Below are 21,132 nucleotides of genomic sequence, written 5' to 3' on the forward strand. Positions count from 1 at the left end.
ACGCGAGTTGTCAACAGCAACAAGCTGTTCGAGGATCTAGGCATGGACTTCCAGACCTATGCCGCGTTCCTCCCGTCGGCCTACACCGCCGACATGGCGGCGCCGACCAGCACCTGGTGGCAGTCGGGGGAGACGCGGGTGCACATCGCCCGCGCGGCTGTCCCGAACGCCGCGGTGCGCATGATGGTGATCCACGGGGGCGGCGGCTACAGCGGTGCGCTCTGGCCCGCGGCGGCCGCCGCGGCCGGCGCCGGGGTCGACGTCCTCGCCCCAGACCTGCCGCTATACGGCGACACCGACGTACCGCACCCGTCTCGGGTCCGCTACGACGACTGGATCGACCTGTTGTGCGATCTCGTGCGCGCCGAACGCGCCTCAGACCCGCGCCCGTTGATCCTGTTCGGGGCCAGCATGGGCGGCATGCTCGCCTACGAGGTGGCGTCGCGAACCCGGGACGTGGCCGCGGTCGTGGCGACCTGCCTGCTCGACATGTCCGACCCGCGGGCACGTGCCGCCGCGACGCGCATCGCGTGGACGGGACGACCGGCGCCGGCGCTGCTGCGGGTGATCGACCCAGCACTCGGCAGGGTCCGGGTGCCCATCCGCTGGCTGGCCGACATGGCTGCCATGAGTTCAGACCCCGGGCTGTCGCAGCTGTGCGCGTCCGATCCTCGCGGCGGCGGGGTCAGCGTCCCGCTGGGCTTCGTGTCCAGTTGGATGAACTACCACCACACCGCACCGGAGTCGTTCGACGCGGCGCCGGTCACGCTGGTGGCGCCGGCCGCCGATACCTGGACCCCGCCGGCACTGAGCATCCGCTTCCTGCGCCGCGTCTGCGCACCGACCCGCCTGGTCATGCTGGAGAACTGCGGACACTTCCCGATCGAAGAGCCGGGTCTTGCTCAGCTGCGCGACGCGATGTCGGAGACGTTCACCGCGGTGGCGGCGCAAGCCGGTTGACCGTGAGCATCAGCGACTCGACGTCGAATCCGTGGCGGGTCATCACCCGGTGCAGTTGGGCGTCGATCGTGTGAACCAGCATCTGGGCGGTGTACTCCACGTCGTCGCCGCCGCGGTCACAGCGCTTGAGATGGAATGCGACCTCGTCACCGATCCGGTCCTCGAACGCCTGTAGTTGCTCGAGTCGGCCGGCGGTCGGCGGCACCATCCGGTGCATCAGTGCGTGCAGTCGGGGCCGGTCGCTGTGCAGGCAGACCAGCGTCTCGAGCAGCGTGCGCATGGTGGCGTCGAACGGGGCGGCGTCGTCGCGCAGCTGTGCGAACACCTCGGTCAGCTGTCGGTCGGCGTCCCGCACATGGCGCTCGGCCACCGCGTGCAACAGCGAGAGCTTGTCGGGGAAGTACTGGTAGAGCGTGCCGATCGACATTCCGGCGCGCTCGGCGATCCGGTTGGTGGTGGCCGTCAGACCTTCCCGCGAGAACACCTGCGCGGCCGCCTCCACCAGCGTGTTCACGGTTTCCCGGGAGCGCTGCTGGCGGGGCTTGCGGCGTGGGTCGGTGATACCTCGAATTCTGCTCGACGATGCAACCGTGGTGCAACGGTTGTCGGCGTAGGTTCAGTGACACACGACACACCACGAATACCAGGAGAGTCACCATGACCGTGTACGCACGCCCCGGCGCCGAGGGCTCGCTGATGTCGTTCAAGCCCCGCTACGAGAACTTCATCGGCGGCGACTGGGTGCCGCCGACCGCCGGACGGTACTTCGAGAACCCGACACCGATCACCGGCCAGACGTTCTGCGAGATCCCCCGGTCCGACGAAGCCGATGTCGAGAAGGCCCTCGATGCCGCCCACGCCGCGGCACCGGCCTGGGGCAAGACGTCGGCCGCCGAGCGCGCAGTGATCCTGAACAAGATCGCCGACCGGATCGAGGAGAACCTCGAATCGATCGCGCTCGCCGAGGCCTGGGACAACGGCAAGCCGATCCGGGAGACGCTCAACGCCGACATCCCGTTGGCCGTGGATCACTTCCGGTACTTCGCCGGCGCGATCCGGGCACAGGAGGGCTCGCTGTCGGAGATCGACGACGACACCGTCGCCTACCACTTCCACGAGCCGCTCGGGGTGGTCGGCCAGATCATCCCGTGGAACTTCCCGATCCTGATGGCCGTCTGGAAGCTGGCGCCGGCGCTGGCCGCCGGCAACGCGGTCGTCCTCAAGCCCGCCGAACAGACCCCGGCCTCCATCCTGTATCTGCTCGAGGTGATCGGTGACCTGCTGCCCGCAGGCGTGCTCAACGTGGTCAACGGGTTCGGCGTCGAGACGGGCAAGCCGCTGGCGTCGAGCAACCGCATCGCCAAGATCGCGTTCACCGGCGAGACCACCACCGGCCGGCTGATCATGCAGTACGCGTCGCAGAACCTGATCCCGGTCACGCTGGAGCTGGGCGGCAAGAGCCCCAACATCTTCTTCAACGACGTGCTCGCCGCGGCCGACGACTATCAGGACAAGGCACTCGAGGGCTTCACGATGTTCGCCCTCAACCAGGGCGAGGTGTGCACCTGCCCGTCGCGTTCGCTGATCCAGGCCGACATCTACGACGAGTTCCTCGCGCTGGCCGCGATCCGCACCAAGGCGGTGCGCCAGGGCGATCCGTTGGACACCGAGACGATGATCGGCGCGCAGGCGTCCAACGATCAGCTCGAGAAGATCCTGTCCTACATCGAGATCGGCAAGAGCGAGGGCGCCAAAGTCGTCACCGGTGGTGAGCGCGCACAGCTCGGGGGCGACCTCAACGGTGGCTACTACGTCGCACCGACGATCTTCACCGGCAACAACAAGATGCGGGTGTTCCAGGAGGAGATCTTCGGACCGGTGGTGGCCGTGACCTCCTTCACCGACTACGAAGACGCGATCGGCATCGCCAACGACACCCTCTACGGCCTGGGCGCCGGGGTGTGGAGCCGTGACGGCAACACCGCCTACCGTGCGGGCCGGGACATCAAGGCCGGCCGGGTGTGGACGAACTGCTACCACCAGTACCCCGCACACGCCGCGTTCGGCGGGTACAAGCAGTCCGGCATCGGCCGCGAGAACCACAAGATGATGCTCGACCACTACCAGCAGACCAAGAACCTGCTGGTGAGCTACAGCGACAAGGCCCAGGGATTCTTCTGAGGTGGCTGAATTCGTCGTAGCCATCGACCAGGGCACCACCAGTACCCGGGCCATGGTCTTCGACCACGACGGTGCGGAAGTCGGCCGTCATCAGCTCGAACACGAGCAGATCCTGCCGCGGGCGGGGTGGGTCGAGCACAATCCGGTCGAGATCTGGGAGCGCACCGCCTCGGTGCTGACCTCGGTGCTCAACAACACCAACCTGCAGTCGAGTGACCTTGCGGCACTGGGCATCACCAATCAGCGTGAGACGGCACTGGTGTGGAACAAGCACACCGGGCGGCCCTACTACAACGCGATCGTCTGGCAGGACACCCGCACCGATCGGATCGCCACAGCGCTGGACCGGGACGGCAGAGGTGATGTCATCCGCCGCAAGGCCGGTCTGCCGCCCGCCACGTACTTCTCGGCGGGCAAGGTGCAGTGGATCCTGGAGAACGTCGACGGTGTCCGGGAGGCCGCCGAGAACGGTGATGCGATCTTCGGCAACAGCGACACCTGGGTGGTCTGGAATCTGACGGGCGGTCCGCGCGGCGGCGTGCATGTCACCGATGTCACCAACGCCAGCCGGACCATGTTGATGGATCTGGAGACGCTGGACTGGGACGACGAACTGTTGTCGTTCTTCGGCATTCCGCGCCAGATGCTTCCCCGCATCGCACCGTCGTCCTCGCCGGAAAGCTACGGGATGACGTTGGCCACCGGTCCGCTCGGCGGCGAGGTCGCGGTGACAGGCATCCTCGGCGACCAGCAGGCAGCCATGGTCGGGCAGGTCTGTCTGTCACCCGGGGAGGCCAAGAACACCTACGGCACCGGCAACTTCCTACTGCTGAACACCGGCGAGAAGATCGTCCGTTCGGAGAACGGCCTGCTGACCACGGTGTGCTACCAGTTCGGTGACGCGAAACCCGTTTATGCCCTTGAGGGTTCGATTGCCGTGACCGGCTCGGCGGTGCAGTGGCTGCGTGACCAGCTGGGGATCATCAGCGGGGCCGCGCAGAGCGAGGCGCTGGCCCGTCAGGTCGAGGACAACGGCGGCGTGTACTTCGTGCCGGCGTTCTCCGGGCTGTTCGCGCCGTACTGGCGCTCCGATGCCCGCGGCGCGATCGTCGGGCTGTCGCGCTTCAACACCAACGCCCACGTGGCCCGCGCGACTCTGGAGGCGATCTGTTACCAGAGCCGTGACGTCGTCGACGCGATGGAAGCCGACTCCGGGGTGCACCTCGAGGTGCTCAAGGTCGACGGTGGCATCACGGCCAACAACCTGTGCATGCAGATCCAGGCTGACGTGCTCGGTGTCGACGTGGTGAAACCCGTTGTGGCAGAGACCACCGCGCTGGGCGCGGCCTACGCGGCAGGGCTTGCCGTCGGGTTCTGGTCAGATCCCGACGAGCTGCGGGAGAACTGGCAGGAGGACAAGCGCTGGTCCCCCGACTGGTCCGAGGATCATCGTGCCGAGGGGTACGCGGGCTGGAAGAAGGCTGTGCAACGCACCCTGGACTGGGTCGACGTGTCCTGAGCGGCCACGCGTCACGGTCAAGCGTCTGGAGCCGACCCGAGAACGCAGTCCCCGCAAAGCCCGGCCCGCGGTGCCTGATAGAACAGGCAGCAGCTTCGCCGGACGAACCGGCCCTGCGTGTATGTGGCGGTTCCGGCGAGCGGTTCGATGTCCAACAGCGCCCGCACCAACTCGCGACCGGCGCTCTCGCGGTGCGGTTGGGACATCGACAGGACCGTCACGGCGCCGTTGGCGGCGGAGATCACGTTGCCCCAGCTCACCTGCGGTGGCAGCGACAGCAGGCGGTCCAGGGTGTCGTTCAGTGGCCCCAGAACGCCGCGGAGCAGCGAATCCTTGATCAGTTCTGCCGCGCGTGCCGGTGTCGGCCCGTCCGCCCAGTCGATGTGTGGCGCGGCGAACTGCGGAAAGGGTTTCGGGGTGGGCCGCCAGGTCAGCGAGTCGGGACCGAGCAACGGCACCGCGTCGAAGCAGCTGGCCGCTCCGACCGCCGGGGACAACAGACGCGCCGTGATACCCAGTTGGAACGAAGAGGCAGCCAGCCGGAGGGGGATTTCACCGGGTTGGCAGCGTGACGCCGCGGCAATCGCCGTCCGGGTTCGGTCTACGAAACCGCGCAACGTGACCTCATTCAGCAACCCGGGCAGCGTCCGCCATTCGCCGTCATCCTGCGGAGGAATTGCGAAGTACTCGCCGAGTGTTGCGAGTTGCGCCACCAGCCCTGGGCGGGCGGCGTGACCGGCCGAATCACGGGCAGGGGAGTTCACGGGTCCACACGCTAACCGCTGCCCTGGCGATGGCGTTTTGACCTGCGGTGACGCCCGCGGGTAAGCTGCGTCGTTGGCGTGCGCTGGCCTTCGGGCCGCCGGTCGCCTCGGGTCCCTGCCGGTCGCCGAGGCAGTCCACAGCCCACGCTTGACCGGCCCCCGGGACACCGGGATCCAACGCCGAGGTGAAGGCCTCGAAACAGAAGGGTAAGCGCTGTGCCTACGTACACGCCGAAGGCGGGTGACACCACACGCACGTGGTACGTCATCGACGCCACGGACGTGGTGCTCGGCCGGCTCGCCGTCGAAGCAGCGAAGCTGCTGCGCGGCAAGCACAAGCCGACGTTCACGCCCAATGTCGACGGCGGTGACTTCGTCATCGTCATCAACGCAGACAAGGTCGCCATCAGCGGCGACAAGCTCCAGAAGAAATTCGCTTACCGCCACTCGGGATATCCGGGTGGGCTGCGCAGGCGGGCCCTCGGCGACGAGATGGAAAAGCACGCCGACCGCGTCGTCGAGCGGGCCATCGTCGGCATGATCCCGCACACCAAGCTCGGCCGTCAGATCCAGAAGAAGCTGAAGGTCTACGTCGGTGCCGATCATCCGCACACCGCTCAGCAGCCGGTTCCGTACGAGATCAAGCAGGTGGCCCAGTGACCGAGACCCCCGAGATGACCTCTGACATCGCCGCGACCTCCGAGACCGAGGTGGTCGCCGGAGCCGAGGCGGCTCCGCGCGAGCCCATCGTGATGGATCGTCCGATCCAGACCGTCGGTCGCCGCAAGGAAGCCGTGGTGCGGGTGCGCCTGGTGCCCGGCACCGGCCAGTTCAACCTCGACGGCCGCTCGTTGGAGAACTATTTCCCCAACAAGGTGCACCAGCAGTTGATCAAGGCCCCGCTGGTGACCGTCGACCGGCTGGAGAGCTTCGACGTCTACGCCCACCTCGACGGTGGCGGCCCGTCCGGCCAGGCCGGCGCACTGCGCTTGGCGATCGCCCGCGCGCTCATCATCGTGCAGCCGGAGGACCGGCCCGCGCTGAAGAAGGCCGGCTTCCTCACCCGCGATCCGCGTGCCATCGAGCGCAAGAAGTACGGACTGAAGAAGGCCCGTAAGGCGCCTCAGTACAGCAAGCGCTGATCTGTTCACGGCATGGCGCCCGGTCTGCTCGCACTGCGAGTGGCCGGGCGTCAGTCGTCTGCGCGGTGGGTACTCCGCATGGACGGAAAGGAGAGGCCGATGAATGCCGTGAAGATCGAGGTGGTCAGGTACGCCGCGGCCGGTGCCGTGATGGGCGGGTCGTTGCTGTTCACCGCCGGGCTGGTCGTCGCACATGCACAACCCGAGGAGGAGTCCCCCGCGACCTCCGACGGCGTGGTGTCTGTGCTGGTCGGCGGCGCGACAGCGCAGGACAGTGTGCCGCTCGAGGAGGCAGCAGCAGCTGTCACCGAGGTCTGCGGCGGCGACCCTGCGAGTGTTGCGGGGGTGGCGCAGCAGGTTGACACCGACGGTGCTTCCGTGGAGGTGTGCCCGGATGTGCTGATCGTCCAGAACTCCGAGGTGCCGGTGCAGTCGACGCCGACGGAGTCCACGGTGGAATCCGAGGCTCCGGCCGTTCCGGGAGCCGAGGAAGAGGCAGCCGAGGAGGAGGCAGCCGAAGGCGAGTAGGTCCGCCTCAGCAGGGTGAGATCTCGCCCGGATATCGGTTCGGTGCCGGGACGGACGCCGAGAGCTGCGGTTGGCCCTCAAACCACTATTTGTGAGAGGTTGTCTCCCATGGCTCGACTGTTCGGCACCGACGGTGTGCGCGGGGTCGCCAACCAGGAACTGACCGCCGAGTTGGCGATGGCCCTGGGTGGCGCGGCGGCCCGTCGACTGCTCCGCACCGGTGAGACCCGCAGGCGGGTTGCCGTGGTCGGGCGAGATCCGCGCGCCAGCGGCGAGATGCTCGAGGCGGCGGTGATCGCCGGGGTGACGAGCGAAGGCGTGGACGCGCTGCGGGTCGGTGTGCTGCCCACACCGGCGGTCGCGTATCTGACCAGCGCCTACGATGCCGACTTCGGTGTCATGATCTCGGCGTCGCACAACCCGATGCCCGACAACGGCATCAAGATCTTCGGCCCCGGCGGGCACAAGCTCGACGACGCAACCGAGGATCGCATCGAGGATCTGGTCCGTCAGGGTCCCGGGACGAGGCCCGCCGGCGCCGGCATCGGCCGCGTCGTGCGGGCCGACGACGCGTTGGAGCGGTACCTGCGGCACGCGGGAAAGGCCGCCACCACCCGGCTCGAGGAGCTGACCGTCGTCGTCGACTGTGCACACGGCGCGGCGTGGGATGCGGCCCCGCGTGCCTACCGGGCCGCCGGCGCCAACGTGATCCCGATCCATGCCGAGCCGGACGGTTTGAACATCAACGACGGGTGCGGCTCGACGCACATGGAGGCGCTGCGCTCGGCCGTGGTGTCCTACGGCGCCGACCTCGGCCTGGCCCACGACGGCGACGCCGACCGCTGCCTTGCTGTGGACCGCCACGGCCGTGTCATCGACGGTGACGCGATCATGGTGGTGTTGGCGCTGGCCATGCACGAGGCGGGGGAACTCGCCTCCGACACCCTGGTCGCCACCGTGATGAGCAACCTCGGCCTGCACATGGCGATGCGCTCGGCGGGTATCGACGTCCGGACCACCGGTGTCGGCGACCGCTACGTGCTCGAAGAGCTCCGGGCCGGTCAGTTCTCGATCGGAGGGGAGCAGTCCGGTCACCTGGTGATGCCCGCGTTCGGTACCACCGGGGACGGCATCGTCACCGGGCTGCGGCTGATGTCGCGGATGGCGCAGACCCGGCGCAGTCTCGCCGAGCTCGCGGCGCCGATGAAGACGTTGCCGCAGGTGCTGATCAACGTCAACGTGTCGGACAAGGCCACGGTTGCCGACGCTCCGGCGGTGCGGGAAGCGGTGGCCCGGGTGACCGCAGAACTCGGCGACACCGGGCGGATCCTGTTGCGCCCCTCGGGAACCGAACAAGTGGTCCGCGTCATGGTCGAAGCCGTCGACGAGGACACTGCCCGACAGATGGCGGTGCGGGTCGCGGAGTCGGTCAGCGCACAGGGCTGACTTCGCGAAACGGGTAGGAACCGACTGGGCCTCTCCGGCGTCCAATCCCATATGGGGTATACAGACGCTGCGCGCGTCGACGTGGATGCGGTGCGCGCGATAGCGCGTGAATACGAGACGGTGTCGTCGATCGTGGACGCCGCTGTCCGAATCCATCTCGGTGAGCTCGCTTTCGGGGCGCCCTCCGCCGGGCGCGCTCATCTCGCCCATGGGGACACACTCCGCGCCGCCGTGGACGACGTCGTCACGTCGCTGCGGCAGTGGTCACGGGCGGCCGGCGAGATCGCCGGGGCGTTGCGCGCGTCGGTGGACCGCTACCAGGACGTCGACGCGCATGCCGCCGGACGGCTGGGGTAGGCCGCAGCGATGGCCGAGGCGTTCGATGTTCCGTCACGGTTGGCCGATGGGCGACCTGCCGTCGACATCCTGCAGCAGTACGTGTGGGCCTGCCGTCAACTCGGTTACCAGCATCCCGACATGACGCTGCACCCCGGCCAGTTGCGGGACTGGTACGGCAGCGAGGACGGCATGGATCTTGCTGTGCTGCACAGTGATCAGCTGGCTTTGCAGGCTGCCGCCGAGGCTTCTCAGGATGCGCTGGCGGTTCAGGACCGGCAGCTCACCGCACTTGCGGAAGCGTGGCAGGGTGCCGGCGCAGAAGCTTCACGAGGCTTTCTGCAGCGGCACCGCGAAGCGGCGGTGGCCGCGGCGACGGCGGTGCGTACCGCAGCCGAGGCGGTGGGCGCGCTGCGGGAGTGCCTGTGGCAAGCGGTGGACACGAAGGTGGAAGCGGTGGTCACGATCGAGAACGCCACGCAAGCACAACGTGCGGATTGGCTGGCAGCCGCTTCCACGGTGACGACCGGCGCGGGGGACCGGGCAACAGCCGCCGAGATGATCGATCAGGCCGTCAAACCGTTTGTGGACAACGAAGTCCGGAATCAGGCGCTCACCGCTCTGCGCACCGCGATGTCCTCGGTCGCCGACGCCTACCAGCGCGCGACCGCCGAGATGGTGGCCGAGCGGACGCCGGCGTTCGAAGTGCCAGGAGACCTCGGTCCGCGGTGGAGCGCACCGCCTGCCACCGTCTGTGATGACAGACCCCGATGTGAGGACAGCGTCGCACCCGCACCCGCACCCGCGGCGTGGACCGCCCCGGCCGCGGCCACGGTGCCCGCCCCGGCGGCGGCGGTGCCGTCAGGTGTCGCAGAGCAGTCGACTCCACCGGTTGCGCCGGTGCCTGCGGCTCCCTCGATGCCGCCGACGCCGCCCCTGGCTGGCATGGGCACCGGCATGCCGGATCTCGGCGGTGGACTGTCGGGTCTCGGACAGCAGTTCGCCGACACGCTCGGCGGGTTGTTGGGAGGTGGTGGGTTGGACGGTGCTGTCCCGGACCCGCCCGAACTCGATGTCCCTGACCTCGAGGACACCGTCGACGACGAGGGTCCCGAGGAGGAAGCCGAGGAGGAAGCCGACGAAGAGGTCGAGGAAGCCGACATCGTGGGCGACGAGCCTGTCGAGGAAACCGTCATCGCAGCTGAGCCGGAGGCGGACGAATGCGCGGAACCCGAGGAGGTTTTCGCGGAACCGCCACCGGCCCCGACGGCCGCCCCGCCGCCTGCTGAACCGTTGCCGCCGGTCGATATGCCACCGGCCGACCCAGTGGCGGCCGAGCAGACTCCCTGCGCCATCGCCGCGGACGAACTGCCCCAGGTCGGAGATCTGCCCGCCGCGGCGGTCAACGAGCCAGGTGCCGGCTGATCACCAACCGCTGAATCTGGTTGGTGCCCTCGAAGATCTGCATGATCTTGGCTTCTCGCATGTACCGCTCGACGCGGTAGTCACGGGTGTAGCCGGCGCCGCCGAACACCTGGACCGCGTCGGTGGTCACCTTCATGGCTGCGTCGGTGGCGACCAGCTTGGCCACCGAAGCCTGACGCGAGTACGGCAGGCCGGCGTCGCGCCGTCGGGCGGCGTCGAGGTAGGTGGCCCGAGCCGAGTCCACGGCTGCGGCCATGTCGGCGAGCACAAACGCCAACCCCTGGTGATCGATGATCTTGCGGCCGAACGTGGTTCGTTCCTGGCTGTAGTTCACCGCATCGTCGAGCGCCGCCTGGGCCAGGCCGGTGGCCACCGCGGCGATCCCGAGGCGTCCGGAGTCCAAGGCGCTGAAGGCGATCTGCAGACCTTGACCTTCGGTGCCGATGCGACGGCCGGCGTCGACGAACGCATCGTCGTAGTGCGCGGCGGTGGTGGGCACCGCGTGCAGGCCCATCTTCTCCTCGGGCCTGCCGAAAGTCAGGCCGGGGGTGTCCTTCGCGACCAGAAAGCAGGAAATACCTTGCGAGCCTTCACCGGTGCGGGCGAACAGGTTGTAGAAGTCTGCGATGCCGCCGTGGGTGATCCAGGCCTTCGCGCCGGTGATCGTGTAGCCGTCGTCGGCGGCAGTGGCCTTGCAGGTCAGTGCGGCGGCGTCGGAGCCGGCCTGTGGTTCGGAGAGGCTGTAGGCGCCTACTGTGGACCCGCCGAGCATCTCGGGCAGCCAGCGTTGCTGTTGCTCGGGCGTGCCGAAGGCGAAAAGTGGATGACACGACAGGCTGTGGACGCTGACCGCGACGGCAACCGCAGCCCAGCGGGCAGCGATCTCTTCGAGCACCTGCAGATACACCTCATAGGGCTGACTGCCGCCGCCCCACTGTTCGGGGTACGGCAGGCTCAACAGCCCTGCGTCGCCGAGCGTCGCGAACACCCCCGACGGGTAGGCCTCGTCTCTCTCGTGTTGATCGACGATCGGGTCGAGGACCTTGTCACAGATCTGACGGGCGAGCTCGATCAGCTCGTGTGCTTCGTCGGAGGGGAGCAGACGGTCCACAGCCATACCGGAAACAGTACTACAGGACCTATTACAGTACTGTTGCTGCCATGACCAGGCCCGCGTTCGCCACCAGGCGGCGTACCGAGTTGTTCGACTCGCTGACCGACCTGTTGCTGTCCGAGGGCTTCGCTCACCTCACCCTCGACGACATCGCCGCGAGACTGCGATGTTCGAAGTCGACGCTCTACACGCTGGCCGGCAGCAAGGAGCAGTTGGTGCAGGCGGCCACCGTGCACTTCTTCCGTTCGGCGACAGAGTTCGTCGAGGCGCAGGTGGCGGCGGCATCGGGGGCCCGCGCCCGCATCGCCGCCTACCTGTCCGCGGTGGGGACCGCGCTGGATCCCGCATCGGACCAGTTCATGGTCGACCTCGACGCCTTCGTCCCCGCACGCGCGGTGTACGAGCAGAACACCCGGATCGCCGCGCGTCGGGTGCAGGAGTTGATCGCCGAAGGCGTTGCAGCAGGGGACTTCCGCGACGTGCACGCCGCATTCGCCGCCGACCTGGTGGCTGCGGTCATGGTGCGGATCCAGCAGCGCGTGGTGCGGGAGAGCACCGGACTCGACGACGCGGACGCCTACCGCGAGCTCGCCGCCATCCTCACCGGCGGGATCGAGGCCTGACGGTCAGTTCGCCAGGTCGAACGCCTTGAGCACCTTCGTAGGCGTCACCCGAACCACCAACTCGCCCGGGACACCGTTGCGGCGCCCGAACTCCTCGGCCCGGTCCGCGCCCATGTAACGACCGCCGATGCGGGTTGCGGTGTCCAGCACCTCGGCCGGGTCCTCGCCGATGGCCGCGGTGCCCTGGATCTGCACGAACGAGAAGGGTGGACGCTCGTCGTCGACGCAGATCACCACGCGCGGATCACGGGCCAGTGCACGTCCCTTGGCGGTGTCCCGCCCGGTGTTGAAGACCAGCTGGTGCCCGTCGACGATGAACCACACCGGCGCGACCAAGGGCCTGCCGTCCGATGCGACGTAGCCGAGCTTGGCGGTGCGAGTGCCCTGAGCGAGGAAGGCGATCACGTCGTCGGAGAGCTCCGTCATAACAGCGACTGTAATTCCTCCACGAACGCCACGGTCTCCCTTCGGTCACCGGTGAGCGGGTGGACCAGCAGCGTTGTCACGCCCGCCTCGGCGAACGCGGCCACCCGTTCCTCGACGAATCCGCGAGGGCCCACCAATGACACCTGCCGGACGAGCTCGTCGGGTACGGCCTCGATGGCTTCGGCCTTCTTGCCGGCGAGATAGAGATCCTGGATGTGGTCGGCGACGTCGCCGTAGCCGTAACGGGTGGCCAGGTTGTGGTAGAAGTTGCGCCCGCGCGCGCCCATTCCGCCGATGTATAGCGCCAATTGTGGCTTGGCCCAGGCCAACCGGTCGTCCATGTCGTCGCCGATCGCCAGGCTCGCGCTGACCATGACATCCAGTGGACCCAGCGCCGGGTCGCGTTTGGCGGCGCCCGCGCGCAGTGCCGCTCCCCAGACCTCGTCGGCCTTCTCCGGGTAGAAGAACACCGGCTGCCAGCCCTCGGCGATCTCGGCGGTCAACTCGACGTTCTTGGGTCCGAGGGCCGCGATGGTGATCGGGATCTGTTCGCGGACTGGGTGATTGATCAGCTTCAGCGGCTTGCCGAGACCAGTGCCGCGCTCGGCCGGCAGCGGAACCTGGTAGTACTTGCCGTCATAGGCGACGCGCTCGCGCCGCCACACCTGGCGGCAGATCTCGACGACCTCGCGGGTGCGCCCCAGCGGCGCGTCGAACGGCACCCCATGGAAACCCTCGACGACCTGCGGTCCGGACGTTCCCAGGCCGAGCCGGAACCGGCCGTCGGAGACGTAGTCGAGGCCGGCGGCCGTCATCGCCATCAACGCCGGCGTCCGGGAGTAGATCGGGACGACGCCGGTGCCCAGCTCGATCCGCGATGTCCGGGCCGCCAGAAAGCCCAGCTGGCTCACGGCGTCGTAGGAGTACGCCTCGGCGACCAAGGCGATGTCCACCCCGATCTTCTCGAGCTCGACCACCTCGTCGACCGCATCGAGGAAACCGCCGGCGTAGCTGAGAAAGATGCCTGTCCGCATCGGCTTGCGCATTTGTCAGGTATACACCCAACCAGTTGGTTGGGGGTATCCGGTCAGGGCTTCAGCAGCGCGACGACCTTGTTCTCGAGGTCGACGGGATCGTCGGCGAACGGATCCATCACCGGTGCCTTCGGCAACTCGACCTCGGGGTCGGCGAAGTCCTTGTAGTCCTTGTCGTCGGTCAGCATGTGAAGCAGGTAGCCGGTCATCAGCGCCCGAACGATCTTCTGGGTGCCCTTGTCGGCGCCCGGCAGCCCGACCACCGGGGCGAGACGGCGGCCTTCGACGAGGCCACCGGCCTTGGTCTTGGAGGTGGTGCGCAGCGTGGCCGTCTTCCATGAGCGGGCCAGTTCGACGGCATTGGAACGCAAGGTCATCGGGTCCCCGGGATCCACCAGGATCAGCCCGGGCACCGACAGCCCCGCACCGGGCTCCTCCGCCGACGGCCTGGTGACCAGCGGATACGCGGCGAAGACCGCGCGGGGTTTGGCCGACATGCCCGCCGCGGCGAACACCGCCGCCGAGGCGCCGAACCCGTGCCCGGCGACACCCAACTTCGCCGGATGCACGCTGATCTCTCCGGTGCCCAGGCGCACGCCTGCGATGATGTCCAGCGCGGTGCCCACGTCGTAGGCCAGGTTGAGCACCGACGGAACCAGCCCCGTCTCGGTGTTGGGCGCGGCGGCCACGATTCCCCAGGACGCCAGATGCTCCAGCGTTCCGTGGTACCGATCCGCCGATGTGATCCAGTCGTGCGCAAACGCGACACCAGGCAGATTCTTACCGGCAACCGGGGTGTAGACAACGCCCGGGAGTCCGGCAAAGGCCAGGTCACCGCGCATGACGCGGTGTGGACCACGGCGGGTCAACGCGCCAAAGAGCTTCTTCGTGCGGGCCACCCGATGACCGTATCCCACCGGGTGCAGCGGTATTCCTGCACTACCCTGGATGGCTATGTGTGGAATCGTCGGCTACGTCGGGCAGCGCCCTGCCTGCGCCATCGTCGTCGACGCGCTACGGCGCATGGAGTACCGGGGCTACGACTCGGCCGGCGTGGCGCTCCTCGACGGTCACGGGGGTCTCACCGTGCGCCGCAAGGCGGGCCGCCTGGCCAACCTGGAGAGTGCGCTCGGTGAGGCCGGGCCTGATCAGCTCGTCGGTGCCACCGGGCTCGGACACACCCGGTGGGCCACCCACGGCAGGCCGACCGACCGCAATGCGCACCCGCACCGTGACGCTTCCGGCAAGGTGGCGGTGGTCCACAACGGCATCATCGAGAACCACGCCGCGCTGCGTGCGGAACTCGAGGGCTTCGGGGTGGAGTTCGCCAGCGACACCGACACCGAAGTGGCAGTGCACATGGTCGCGCGCGAATTCGCCGGCGGTGAGCACGCCGGGGACTTCGCGGCCGCGGCGCTGTCGGTGCTGCGCCGGCTCGAAGGGCATTTCACGCTGGTGTTCGCCCACGCCGACGAGCCGGGAACCATCGTGGCCGCCCGCCGCTCCACGCCGCTGGTGCTCGGGGTCGGCGACGGGGAGATGTTCGTCGGCTCGGACGTCTCGGCGTTCATCGAGCACACCCGCGAGGCAGTCGAGCTCGGCCAGGATCAGGCGGTCGTGGTCACCGCCGACGGCTACCGCATCACCAATTTTGATGGCATCCCCGCTGATCCGTCGAAGGACTACCGGAACTTCCACATCGACTGGGACACCTCGGCCGCCGAAAAGGGTGGCTACGAGTACTTCATGCTCAAGGAGATCGCCGAGCAGCCCGCCGCCGTCTCCGACACGCTGCTCGGCCACTTCATCGACAACCGCATCGTTCTCGACGAGCAGCGGCTGTCCGATCAGGAACTGCGCGAGATCGACAAGGTCTTCATCGTCGCCTGCGGTACCGCGTTCCACTCCGGGCTGCTGGCCAAGTACGCGATCGAGCACTGGACCCGGCTGCCGGTCGAGGTCGAGCTCGCCAGCGAGTTCCGTTACCGCGACCCGGTTCTGGACAGTCACACGCTGGTGGTGGCGATCTCGCAGTCCGGCGAGACGGCCGACACGCTCGAGGCGGTGCGGCACGCCAAGGAGCAGAAGGCCAAGGTGCTCGCCATCTGCAACACCAATGGCAGCCAGATCCCGCGGGAATGTGACGCGGTGCTCTACACCCGGGCGGGTCCGGAGATCGGCGTGGCGTCGACCAAGACGTTCCTGGCGCAGATCGCCGCCAGTTACCTTGTCGGACTGGCACTTGCGCAGGCGCGCGGCACCAAGTACCCGGACGAGGTGGCACGTGAGTACGCCGATCTGGAGGCGATGCCGGACTTGATCTCGCGGGTGCTAGCCACCACGGACCCCGTCGTGGCGCTCGCTCACCGGTTCGCCCCGTCGCAGACCGTGCTGTTCCTCGGTCGCCATGTGGGATACCCGGTCGCCCTCGAAGGTGCGCTCAAGCTCAAGGAGCTGGCCTACATGCACGCCGAGGGGTTCGCGGCCGGCGAACTCAAACACGGCCCGATCGCTCTGATCGAGGACGACCTGCCGGTCATCGTCGTGATGCCGTCACCGAAAAACGCGGCGATGCTGCACTCGAAGCTGTTGTCGAACATCCGGGAGATCCAGGCCCGCGGTGCCATCACGATCGTCATCGCCGAGGAAGGCGACGACACGGTACGGCCGTACGCCGATCATTTGATCGAAATCCCCTCCGTGCCAACCCTTTACCAGCCGCTGCTGTCGACGATCCCGCTACAGGTGTTCGCCGCCGGTGTCGCCCAGGCCCGGGGGTACGACGTCGACAAGCCGCGCAACCTGGCGAAGTCGGTCACCGTCGAGTAGTGCCCGTGGCCGGGGTCGGGTATTTCCGCAGCGACGGTGCGCGCGTGCACTTCCTGGCCGCCTACGACGCCGCGATGGCACAGCTACCCGCGTTCGGCGCCGCGGCCGACGTCGAGACGTCGTTCGGATCGGTACGCGCGTACCGGTTCGGTGACAGCTCCGGGTCGACGCCGGTGGTGCTGTTGCCGGGACGCAACGCCTCGACCCCGATGTGGCGCGCCAACCTGCCCGGTCTGACGGCCCGGCGCACCGTCTACTCGCTCGACCTGCTCGGCGAGGCGGGCCGCAGCGTGCAGACCGCGCCCATCACCAGCGCGCAGGATCAGGCCCAGTGGCTCGAGGAGACGCTCGCCGGCCTCGACCTCCCGCATGTTCACCTGCTGGGCGCGTCGATCGGCGGGTGGGCCGCGGCCAACTACGCATGCCGATTCCCGGCCCGGGTGGCGTCGGCGACGCTGCTGGACCCGGTGTTCACGTTCGCGCCCATTCCGCTGCGCACGCTCGCGTTCTCGGCGGTGATGGCGGTGCCTGCCGCGCCCGAGGGGATGCGTCGATGGTTTCTGAGTTGGGTGTCCGGTGGGGAGGCCGCCGACGACTCACTTCCCGAGGCGCGGCTCATCGCCGCCGCGATGACGGACTTCGTGCTGCGCCTTCCGCCGCCGACCGCGATCACCGACGAGCAACTGCGCACCCTGCAAACCCCGGTGCTGGCGTTTCTTGGCGGGCGTAGCGTGATGCTCGACGCCGCCAGGGCCGCGCGTCGGGCGCGGACGCTGTTGCCCCACGGTCACATCGAGGTCCACCGCGACGCGACCCACGCGATCAACGGCGAGTGCGCCGAACAGATCACCGAGTGCGCACACCGATTCTGGGACGCGGTGGACAGGTGAGGCTGCCGTGACGACACCCGAACTGTCGCCGAAAGTGTGACCCATTCTTTCCCGGACATACTGACCTGCGCTTATCCGCGCGTTGGCACCCGCCCGCGGTCGAATTCTGCGTGGCGGCGCTAACGCTGAAGACTGTGTGTTCGATAAGAAAAGTAAGAACCGCATCTTATGCGGCCCGACGGCGTGAGCTGGGGCTGGATGGCGCTTGCGCCCGCCCTGGGACGCTTCTGCACAGGTCCGGGGGACTGGAAGATGACTGGAATCGAACACGATCGACGCGGCAGGTTCACCGTCTGCCCGCATCGTGACGGTGAGACGTTGGTTCTGCGCGTCACAGGGGACCTGGACGTGCTCACCGCACCCACGCTCGGCACCCACCTCGACGTGGCTCTGTCGAGTCCGATCTCGACGTCGGTGGTGATCGTCGACCTGACCGGCGTGGAGTTCTTGTCCTCTGCGGGGATCAGCGTGCTCGTCGAGACCCATCGGCTCACTGCATCGACGGACCTGTCACTACGGGTGGTGGCCGAGGGGCCCGCCACGAGCCGGCCGCTGCAGCTGATGCGCCTCGACGAGATCATCGATCTGTATTCATCCGTCGAGGATGCGCAGCAGGGCTGCGAGCGCTGACCGCGCCCTCAGCTCACGGCGGACTGCTGGTAGAGCACCAGCTTCCAGCCGCCCGCCGCGCGGTGGTACACCGAGGACATCGCGCCCACGAACGGCGCCTGCTGGCCGTCTCGCCAGCCCTTCCCGGTGTAGACCAGAGCGGCGGTGTCGGGTGCCACCTCGATCAGCCGGACGTCCTCGATCTCGTAGCGTTCCCACGGCGGTGACTGCCCGAGCGCCGAGGTGACGGTGTCGCGGTCCATCACCGCGCCGTTGGCGAGCACCATCACCGCGTCGCCGGTCATCAGTCCGCCGTAGAACCGGTCGCCGCTGCCCTCGCACAGCGACTTCCACCCGGCGTGTTCGAGTTCGAGTAGCTCCTCGATCAGCTGACGATTCGTCATGGCAGAAAAGTACCCATCGACGCCCGTGGCGAATCCGCCGGCCGACTAGCGTGGGGAAGATGCGGTACTACTACTCCGCCGAGGCGATCAGGGCTGCCGAAGAGCCGTTGCTGGCCGCGCTTCCCGACGGCGTGCTGATGCGCCGCGCCGCGTTCGGCCTGGCTACCGCGATCGCCCGGGAACTCGGCGCCGTGGCCGGCAGGAACGTCTGCGCGGTCGTCGGCTCGGGAGACAACGGCGGCGACGCGCTGTGGGCGGCGACATTGCTGCGACGTCGCGGCGCCTGGGCGTCCGCGATCCTGCTCAACCCCGACAAGGCACATCCCAAAGCGCTCACCGCGTTTCGGCGTGCGGGTGGCCGCATCGTCGAAAAGCTCCCTGCGGCAACCGACCTGGTCATCGACGGGGTTGTCGGGATCTCCGGCTCCGGACCGCTGCGGCCGAACGCCGCCGACGTCTTCGCAGCCGTCGGGCAGGCGGGCATCCCGGTGGTCGCCGTCGACCTGCCCAGTGGGGTCGATGTCGGGACCGGTGCGGCCGACGGCCCGCACGTGAGCCCGGCGGTGACGGTCACGTTCGGCGGACTCAAACCGGTCCACGCGCTGCGGGACTGCGGCCGCGTCGAGCTGATCGACATCGGTTTGGATCTGCCGCCGAGCCCGCTGGCGGCGTTCGAGGCCGGTGACGTGGCCGCCCGCTGGCCGGTGCCCGGATCCGGCGACGACAAGTACAGCCAGGGCGTCACCGGTGTGATGGCGGGTTCGGCGACCTACCCGGGCGCGGCGGTGCTGTGCACCGGGGCCGCGGTGGCCGCCCACTCGGGTATGGTCCGCTATGCCGGAACAGCTGCCGCAGAAGTGGTTTCGCACTGGCCCGAGGTGATCGCCACACCCGGACACGCCACCGCCGGCCGGGTCCAGTCCTGGGTGGTCGGCCCCGGTCTGGGCACCGACGAGACTGCCGCGGCCGCACTGTGCTTCGCGCTCGAGGCCGACGTTCCCGTCCTCGTCGACGCCGACGGGCTGACGATGCTGGCCGCACACCCCGAACTGATCGCGAACCGCCGGGCCCCGACCGTCCTGACACCACACGCGGGCGAGTTCGCCCGGCTGGCCGGATCTCCGCCGGGACAGGACCGCGTCGCCGACACTCGCAGGCTGGCCGACCGCCTCGGCGTCACCGTGTTGCTCAAGGGAAACGTCACCGTCATCGCCGAACCCGGGGGCCCGGCGTATTTGAACGTCGCCGGCCAGTCCTGGGCGGCCACCGCCGGTTCCGGCGACGTGCTCTCGGGGATCATCGGGGCGCTGCTGGCAGCGGGACTGCCGCCCGGCGAGGCTGCGGCGGCCGCTGCGTACGTGCATTCCCGCGCCGCCGAGATGTCCGCCCGCGACCCCGGCCCGGCGCCGGTGCCGACATCGTCGTCGCGGATCCTTGCCCATCTGCGCACGGCGTTGGGTTCGATCCTCTAGAAAGAACCCCATGCCCAACATCTCCCGTCATTCGTCGCTCACCCCTGCCTACTGCGGACGAATGTCCAACACCCCGGTGCCGGCGCTGCGGCTGCCCGACGAGTCGATGGAACCCGATCAGACCTATCGGTTCATCCACGACGAGCTGATGCTGGACGGCAGCTCGCGCCTCAACCTGGCCACGTTCGTGACGACGTGGATGGACCCCGAGGCCGGCCTACTCATGTCGGAGACGTTCGACAAGAACATGATCGACAAGGACGAATACCCCGTGACCGCGGCCATCGAGCAGCGCTGTGTGTGCATGGTGGCCGATCTGTTCCACGCGGAGGGGCTACGCGATGACGACCCGTCGACCGGGATCGGGGTGTCCACGGTCGGGTCCAGCGAGGCGGTGATGCTGGCGGGTCTGGCGATGAAGTGGCGGTGGCGCGAACGGGTCGGCGGGCAGAAGGGCGACGGCTGGAAGACGCGCACCCCCAACATGGTGATGGGCTCCAACGTGCAGGTGGTGTGGGAGAAGTTCTGCCGGTACTTCGATGTCGAGGCCCGCTACCTCCCGATGGAGGAGGGGCGCTACGTCATCACCCCGCAACAGGTGCTCGACGCGGTCGACGAGGACACCATCGGCGTCGTGGCCATCCTGGGCACCACGTTCACCGGTGAGCTCGAACCCGTCGCCGAGATCTGCGCCGCGCTCGACGACCTCGCAGCCCAGAAGGGCAAACCCGACGTGCCGGTGCACGTCGACGCTGCCAGCGGCGGCTTCGTGGTGCCGTTCCTGCACCCCGATGTGGCCTGGGACTTCCGGCTGCCCCGGGTGGTCTCGATCAACGTCAGTGGGCACAAGTACGGCCTGACGTACCCGGGCATCGGCTTCGTGGTGTGGCGCAACGCGGAACACCTGCCGGAGGATCTGGTCTTCCGGGTGAACTATCTGGGCGGTGACATGCCCACCTTCACGTTGAACTTCTCCCGCTCCGGCAACCAGGTGGTCGGCCAGTATTACAACTTCCTGCGGCTGGGCCGGGAAGGTTTCATCCAGGTGATGCGCTGCCTGTCCGACACCGCGCAGTGGTTCGCCCGGGAACTGGCCGGCATGCCCGAATTCGAGGTGATCTCCGACGGGTCGGCCATCCCCGTGGTGGCATTCAAGCTGGTGAAGGGCACGAAGTACACGGTGTTCGACGTCTCGGCGCTGCTGCGCAGCTTCGGCTGGCAGGTGCCCGCGTACACGATGCCGGACGACGCCTCCGACGTCGCGGTGCTGCGCGTGGTGGTGCGCGAGGGTTTCTCGGCGAACCTGGCCCGCGCGCTGCGCGACGATCTGGTCAAAGTGCTGGCCAAGCTGGACCAGGTGGACCTCGGTGGCTTCGCCGACGAGGCGCACTTCGCCCACTGAACCCGCGCCTGGGACAATCGGGCGCAGT

The 21,132-nt window shown here is 68.2% G+C and carries 22 protein-coding genes; 15 read left to right on the plus strand and 7 right to left on the minus strand.

Annotated elements, in window-relative coordinates:
* Positions 1-42 precede the first annotated feature (42 nt).
* On the plus strand, positions 43-960 hold the full coding sequence (locus G6N53_RS10700; protein WP_163888438.1) for an alpha/beta hydrolase: 918 nt from the start codon (positions 43-45) through the stop codon (positions 958-960).
* Here G6N53_RS10700 and G6N53_RS10705 read toward each other — a convergent pair.
* Entirely contained in the window at positions 932-1,474 is a 543-nt protein-coding gene (locus tag G6N53_RS10705) for a TetR/AcrR family transcriptional regulator (protein WP_205390353.1), read from the minus strand. The genes G6N53_RS10700 and G6N53_RS10705 overlap by 29 nt on opposite strands.
* Before the next feature lie 143 nt (positions 1,475-1,617).
* Between G6N53_RS10705 and adh the strand changes: the two genes are divergently transcribed.
* A complete protein-coding gene (gene adh / locus G6N53_RS10710; RefSeq protein WP_163888439.1) occupies positions 1,618-3,141 on the plus strand; it encodes an aldehyde dehydrogenase in 1,524 nt (507 codons plus the stop codon).
* A gap of 1 nt (position 3,142) precedes the next feature.
* A complete protein-coding gene (gene glpK / locus G6N53_RS10715) occupies positions 3,143-4,660 on the plus strand; it encodes a glycerol kinase GlpK (protein WP_163888440.1) in 1,518 nt (505 codons plus the stop codon).
* A gap of 17 nt (positions 4,661-4,677) precedes the next feature.
* Here glpK and G6N53_RS30185 read toward each other — a convergent pair whose 3' ends face one another.
* Positions 4,678-5,424, minus strand: a complete 747-nt coding sequence (locus G6N53_RS30185) for a (2Fe-2S)-binding protein (RefSeq protein WP_163888441.1) — start codon at positions 5,422-5,424, stop codon at positions 4,678-4,680.
* Positions 5,425-5,640: 216 nt separating this feature from the next.
* On the opposite strand from G6N53_RS30185, the gene rplM reads away from it, so the two are divergent.
* The 6 genes from rplM to G6N53_RS10750 all read left to right on the plus strand — a co-directional run bounded on the left by rplM (position 5,641) and on the right by G6N53_RS10750 (position 10,301).
* Entirely contained in the window at positions 5,641-6,084 is a 444-nt protein-coding gene (gene rplM / locus G6N53_RS10725) for a 50S ribosomal protein L13 (protein ID WP_159233522.1), read from the plus strand.
* A gap of 14 nt (positions 6,085-6,098) precedes the next feature.
* The gene (gene rpsI, locus G6N53_RS10730) at positions 6,099-6,566 is read left to right on the plus strand and encodes a 30S ribosomal protein S9 (RefSeq protein WP_163895742.1); all 468 of its coding nucleotides are present in this window, start codon (positions 6,099-6,101) and stop codon (positions 6,564-6,566) included.
* 99 nt (positions 6,567-6,665) lie between these two features.
* Entirely contained in the window at positions 6,666-7,094 is a 429-nt protein-coding gene (locus G6N53_RS10735; RefSeq protein ID WP_163888442.1) for a hypothetical protein, read from the plus strand.
* A 108-nt stretch (positions 7,095-7,202) separates the two neighbouring features.
* On the plus strand, positions 7,203-8,540 hold the full coding sequence (gene glmM, locus G6N53_RS10740; protein ID WP_163888443.1) for a phosphoglucosamine mutase: 1,338 nt from the start codon (positions 7,203-7,205) through the stop codon (positions 8,538-8,540).
* 51 nt (positions 8,541-8,591) lie between these two features.
* A complete protein-coding gene (locus G6N53_RS10745; protein WP_163888444.1) occupies positions 8,592-8,897 on the plus strand; it encodes a type VII secretion target in 306 nt (101 codons plus the stop codon).
* A 9-nt stretch (positions 8,898-8,906) separates the two neighbouring features.
* Positions 8,907-10,301: a hypothetical protein gene (locus G6N53_RS10750; protein WP_163888445.1), complete on the plus strand. Its 1,395-nt coding sequence runs from the start codon at positions 8,907-8,909 to the stop codon at positions 10,299-10,301.
* Here G6N53_RS10750 and G6N53_RS10755 read toward each other — a convergent pair.
* Entirely contained in the window at positions 10,279-11,418 is a 1,140-nt protein-coding gene (locus G6N53_RS10755) for an acyl-CoA dehydrogenase family protein (RefSeq protein ID WP_163888446.1), read from the minus strand. The genes G6N53_RS10750 and G6N53_RS10755 overlap by 23 nt on opposite strands.
* Positions 11,419-11,462: 44 nt before the next feature.
* On the opposite strand from G6N53_RS10755, the gene G6N53_RS10760 reads away from it, so the two are divergent.
* The gene (locus G6N53_RS10760) at positions 11,463-12,038 is read left to right on the plus strand and encodes a TetR/AcrR family transcriptional regulator (protein WP_163888447.1); all 576 of its coding nucleotides are present in this window, start codon (positions 11,463-11,465) and stop codon (positions 12,036-12,038) included.
* A 3-nt stretch (positions 12,039-12,041) separates the two neighbouring features.
* On the opposite strand, the gene G6N53_RS10765 is transcribed toward G6N53_RS10760, so the two are convergent.
* Genes G6N53_RS10765 through G6N53_RS10775 form a run of 3 tightly spaced genes read right to left on the minus strand, consistent with a single transcriptional unit; the run spans position 12,042 to position 14,397 of the window.
* A complete protein-coding gene (locus tag G6N53_RS10765; protein WP_163888448.1) occupies positions 12,042-12,464 on the minus strand; it encodes a PPOX class F420-dependent oxidoreductase in 423 nt (140 codons plus the stop codon).
* Positions 12,461-13,498, minus strand: coding sequence for an LLM class F420-dependent oxidoreductase (locus G6N53_RS10770; RefSeq protein ID WP_163895744.1), 1,038 nt, complete (start codon positions 13,496-13,498; stop codon positions 12,461-12,463). Before G6N53_RS10770 ends, G6N53_RS10765 begins: the two co-directional genes overlap by 4 nt.
* A gap of 53 nt (positions 13,499-13,551) precedes the next feature.
* Positions 13,552-14,397, minus strand: a complete 846-nt coding sequence (locus G6N53_RS10775; protein ID WP_163888449.1) for a dienelactone hydrolase family protein — start codon at positions 14,395-14,397, stop codon at positions 13,552-13,554.
* Between the two features lie 55 nt (positions 14,398-14,452).
* Here G6N53_RS10775 and glmS point away from each other — a divergent pair, with 55 nt between their 5' ends.
* The 3 genes from glmS to G6N53_RS10790 all read left to right on the plus strand — a co-directional run bounded on the left by glmS (position 14,453) and on the right by G6N53_RS10790 (position 17,847).
* Positions 14,453-16,327, plus strand: coding sequence for a glutamine--fructose-6-phosphate transaminase (isomerizing) (gene glmS, locus G6N53_RS10780; RefSeq protein ID WP_163888450.1), 1,875 nt, complete (start codon positions 14,453-14,455; stop codon positions 16,325-16,327).
* Positions 16,327-17,217, plus strand: a complete 891-nt coding sequence (locus tag G6N53_RS10785; RefSeq protein WP_308206975.1) for an alpha/beta fold hydrolase — start codon at positions 16,327-16,329, stop codon at positions 17,215-17,217. Before glmS ends, G6N53_RS10785 begins: the two co-directional genes overlap by 1 nt.
* Before the next feature lie 252 nt (positions 17,218-17,469).
* Positions 17,470-17,847: an STAS domain-containing protein gene (locus tag G6N53_RS10790; RefSeq protein WP_163888451.1), complete on the plus strand. Its 378-nt coding sequence runs from the start codon at positions 17,470-17,472 to the stop codon at positions 17,845-17,847.
* 8 nt (positions 17,848-17,855) lie between these two features.
* Here the strand turns inward: G6N53_RS10790 and G6N53_RS10795 are convergent, their stop codons facing one another.
* Entirely contained in the window at positions 17,856-18,230 is a 375-nt protein-coding gene (locus tag G6N53_RS10795) for a nuclear transport factor 2 family protein (protein ID WP_163888452.1), read from the minus strand.
* Positions 18,231-18,289: 59 nt separating this feature from the next.
* On the opposite strand from G6N53_RS10795, the gene G6N53_RS10800 reads away from it, so the two are divergent.
* Entirely contained in the window at positions 18,290-19,702 is a 1,413-nt protein-coding gene (locus G6N53_RS10800; protein ID WP_163888453.1) for an NAD(P)H-hydrate dehydratase, read from the plus strand.
* A gap of 10 nt (positions 19,703-19,712) precedes the next feature.
* Positions 19,713-21,104 (plus strand): glutamate decarboxylase, encoded by a 1,392-nt coding sequence (gene gad, locus G6N53_RS10805; protein ID WP_163888454.1) that lies wholly within the window; start codon positions 19,713-19,715, stop codon positions 21,102-21,104.
* Positions 21,105-21,132: the final 28 nt, after the last annotated feature.

Source organism: Mycolicibacterium hippocampi (assembly GCF_010723735.1).
Taxonomy (GTDB): Bacteria; Actinomycetota; Actinomycetes; order Mycobacteriales; family Mycobacteriaceae; genus Mycobacterium; species Mycobacterium hippocampi.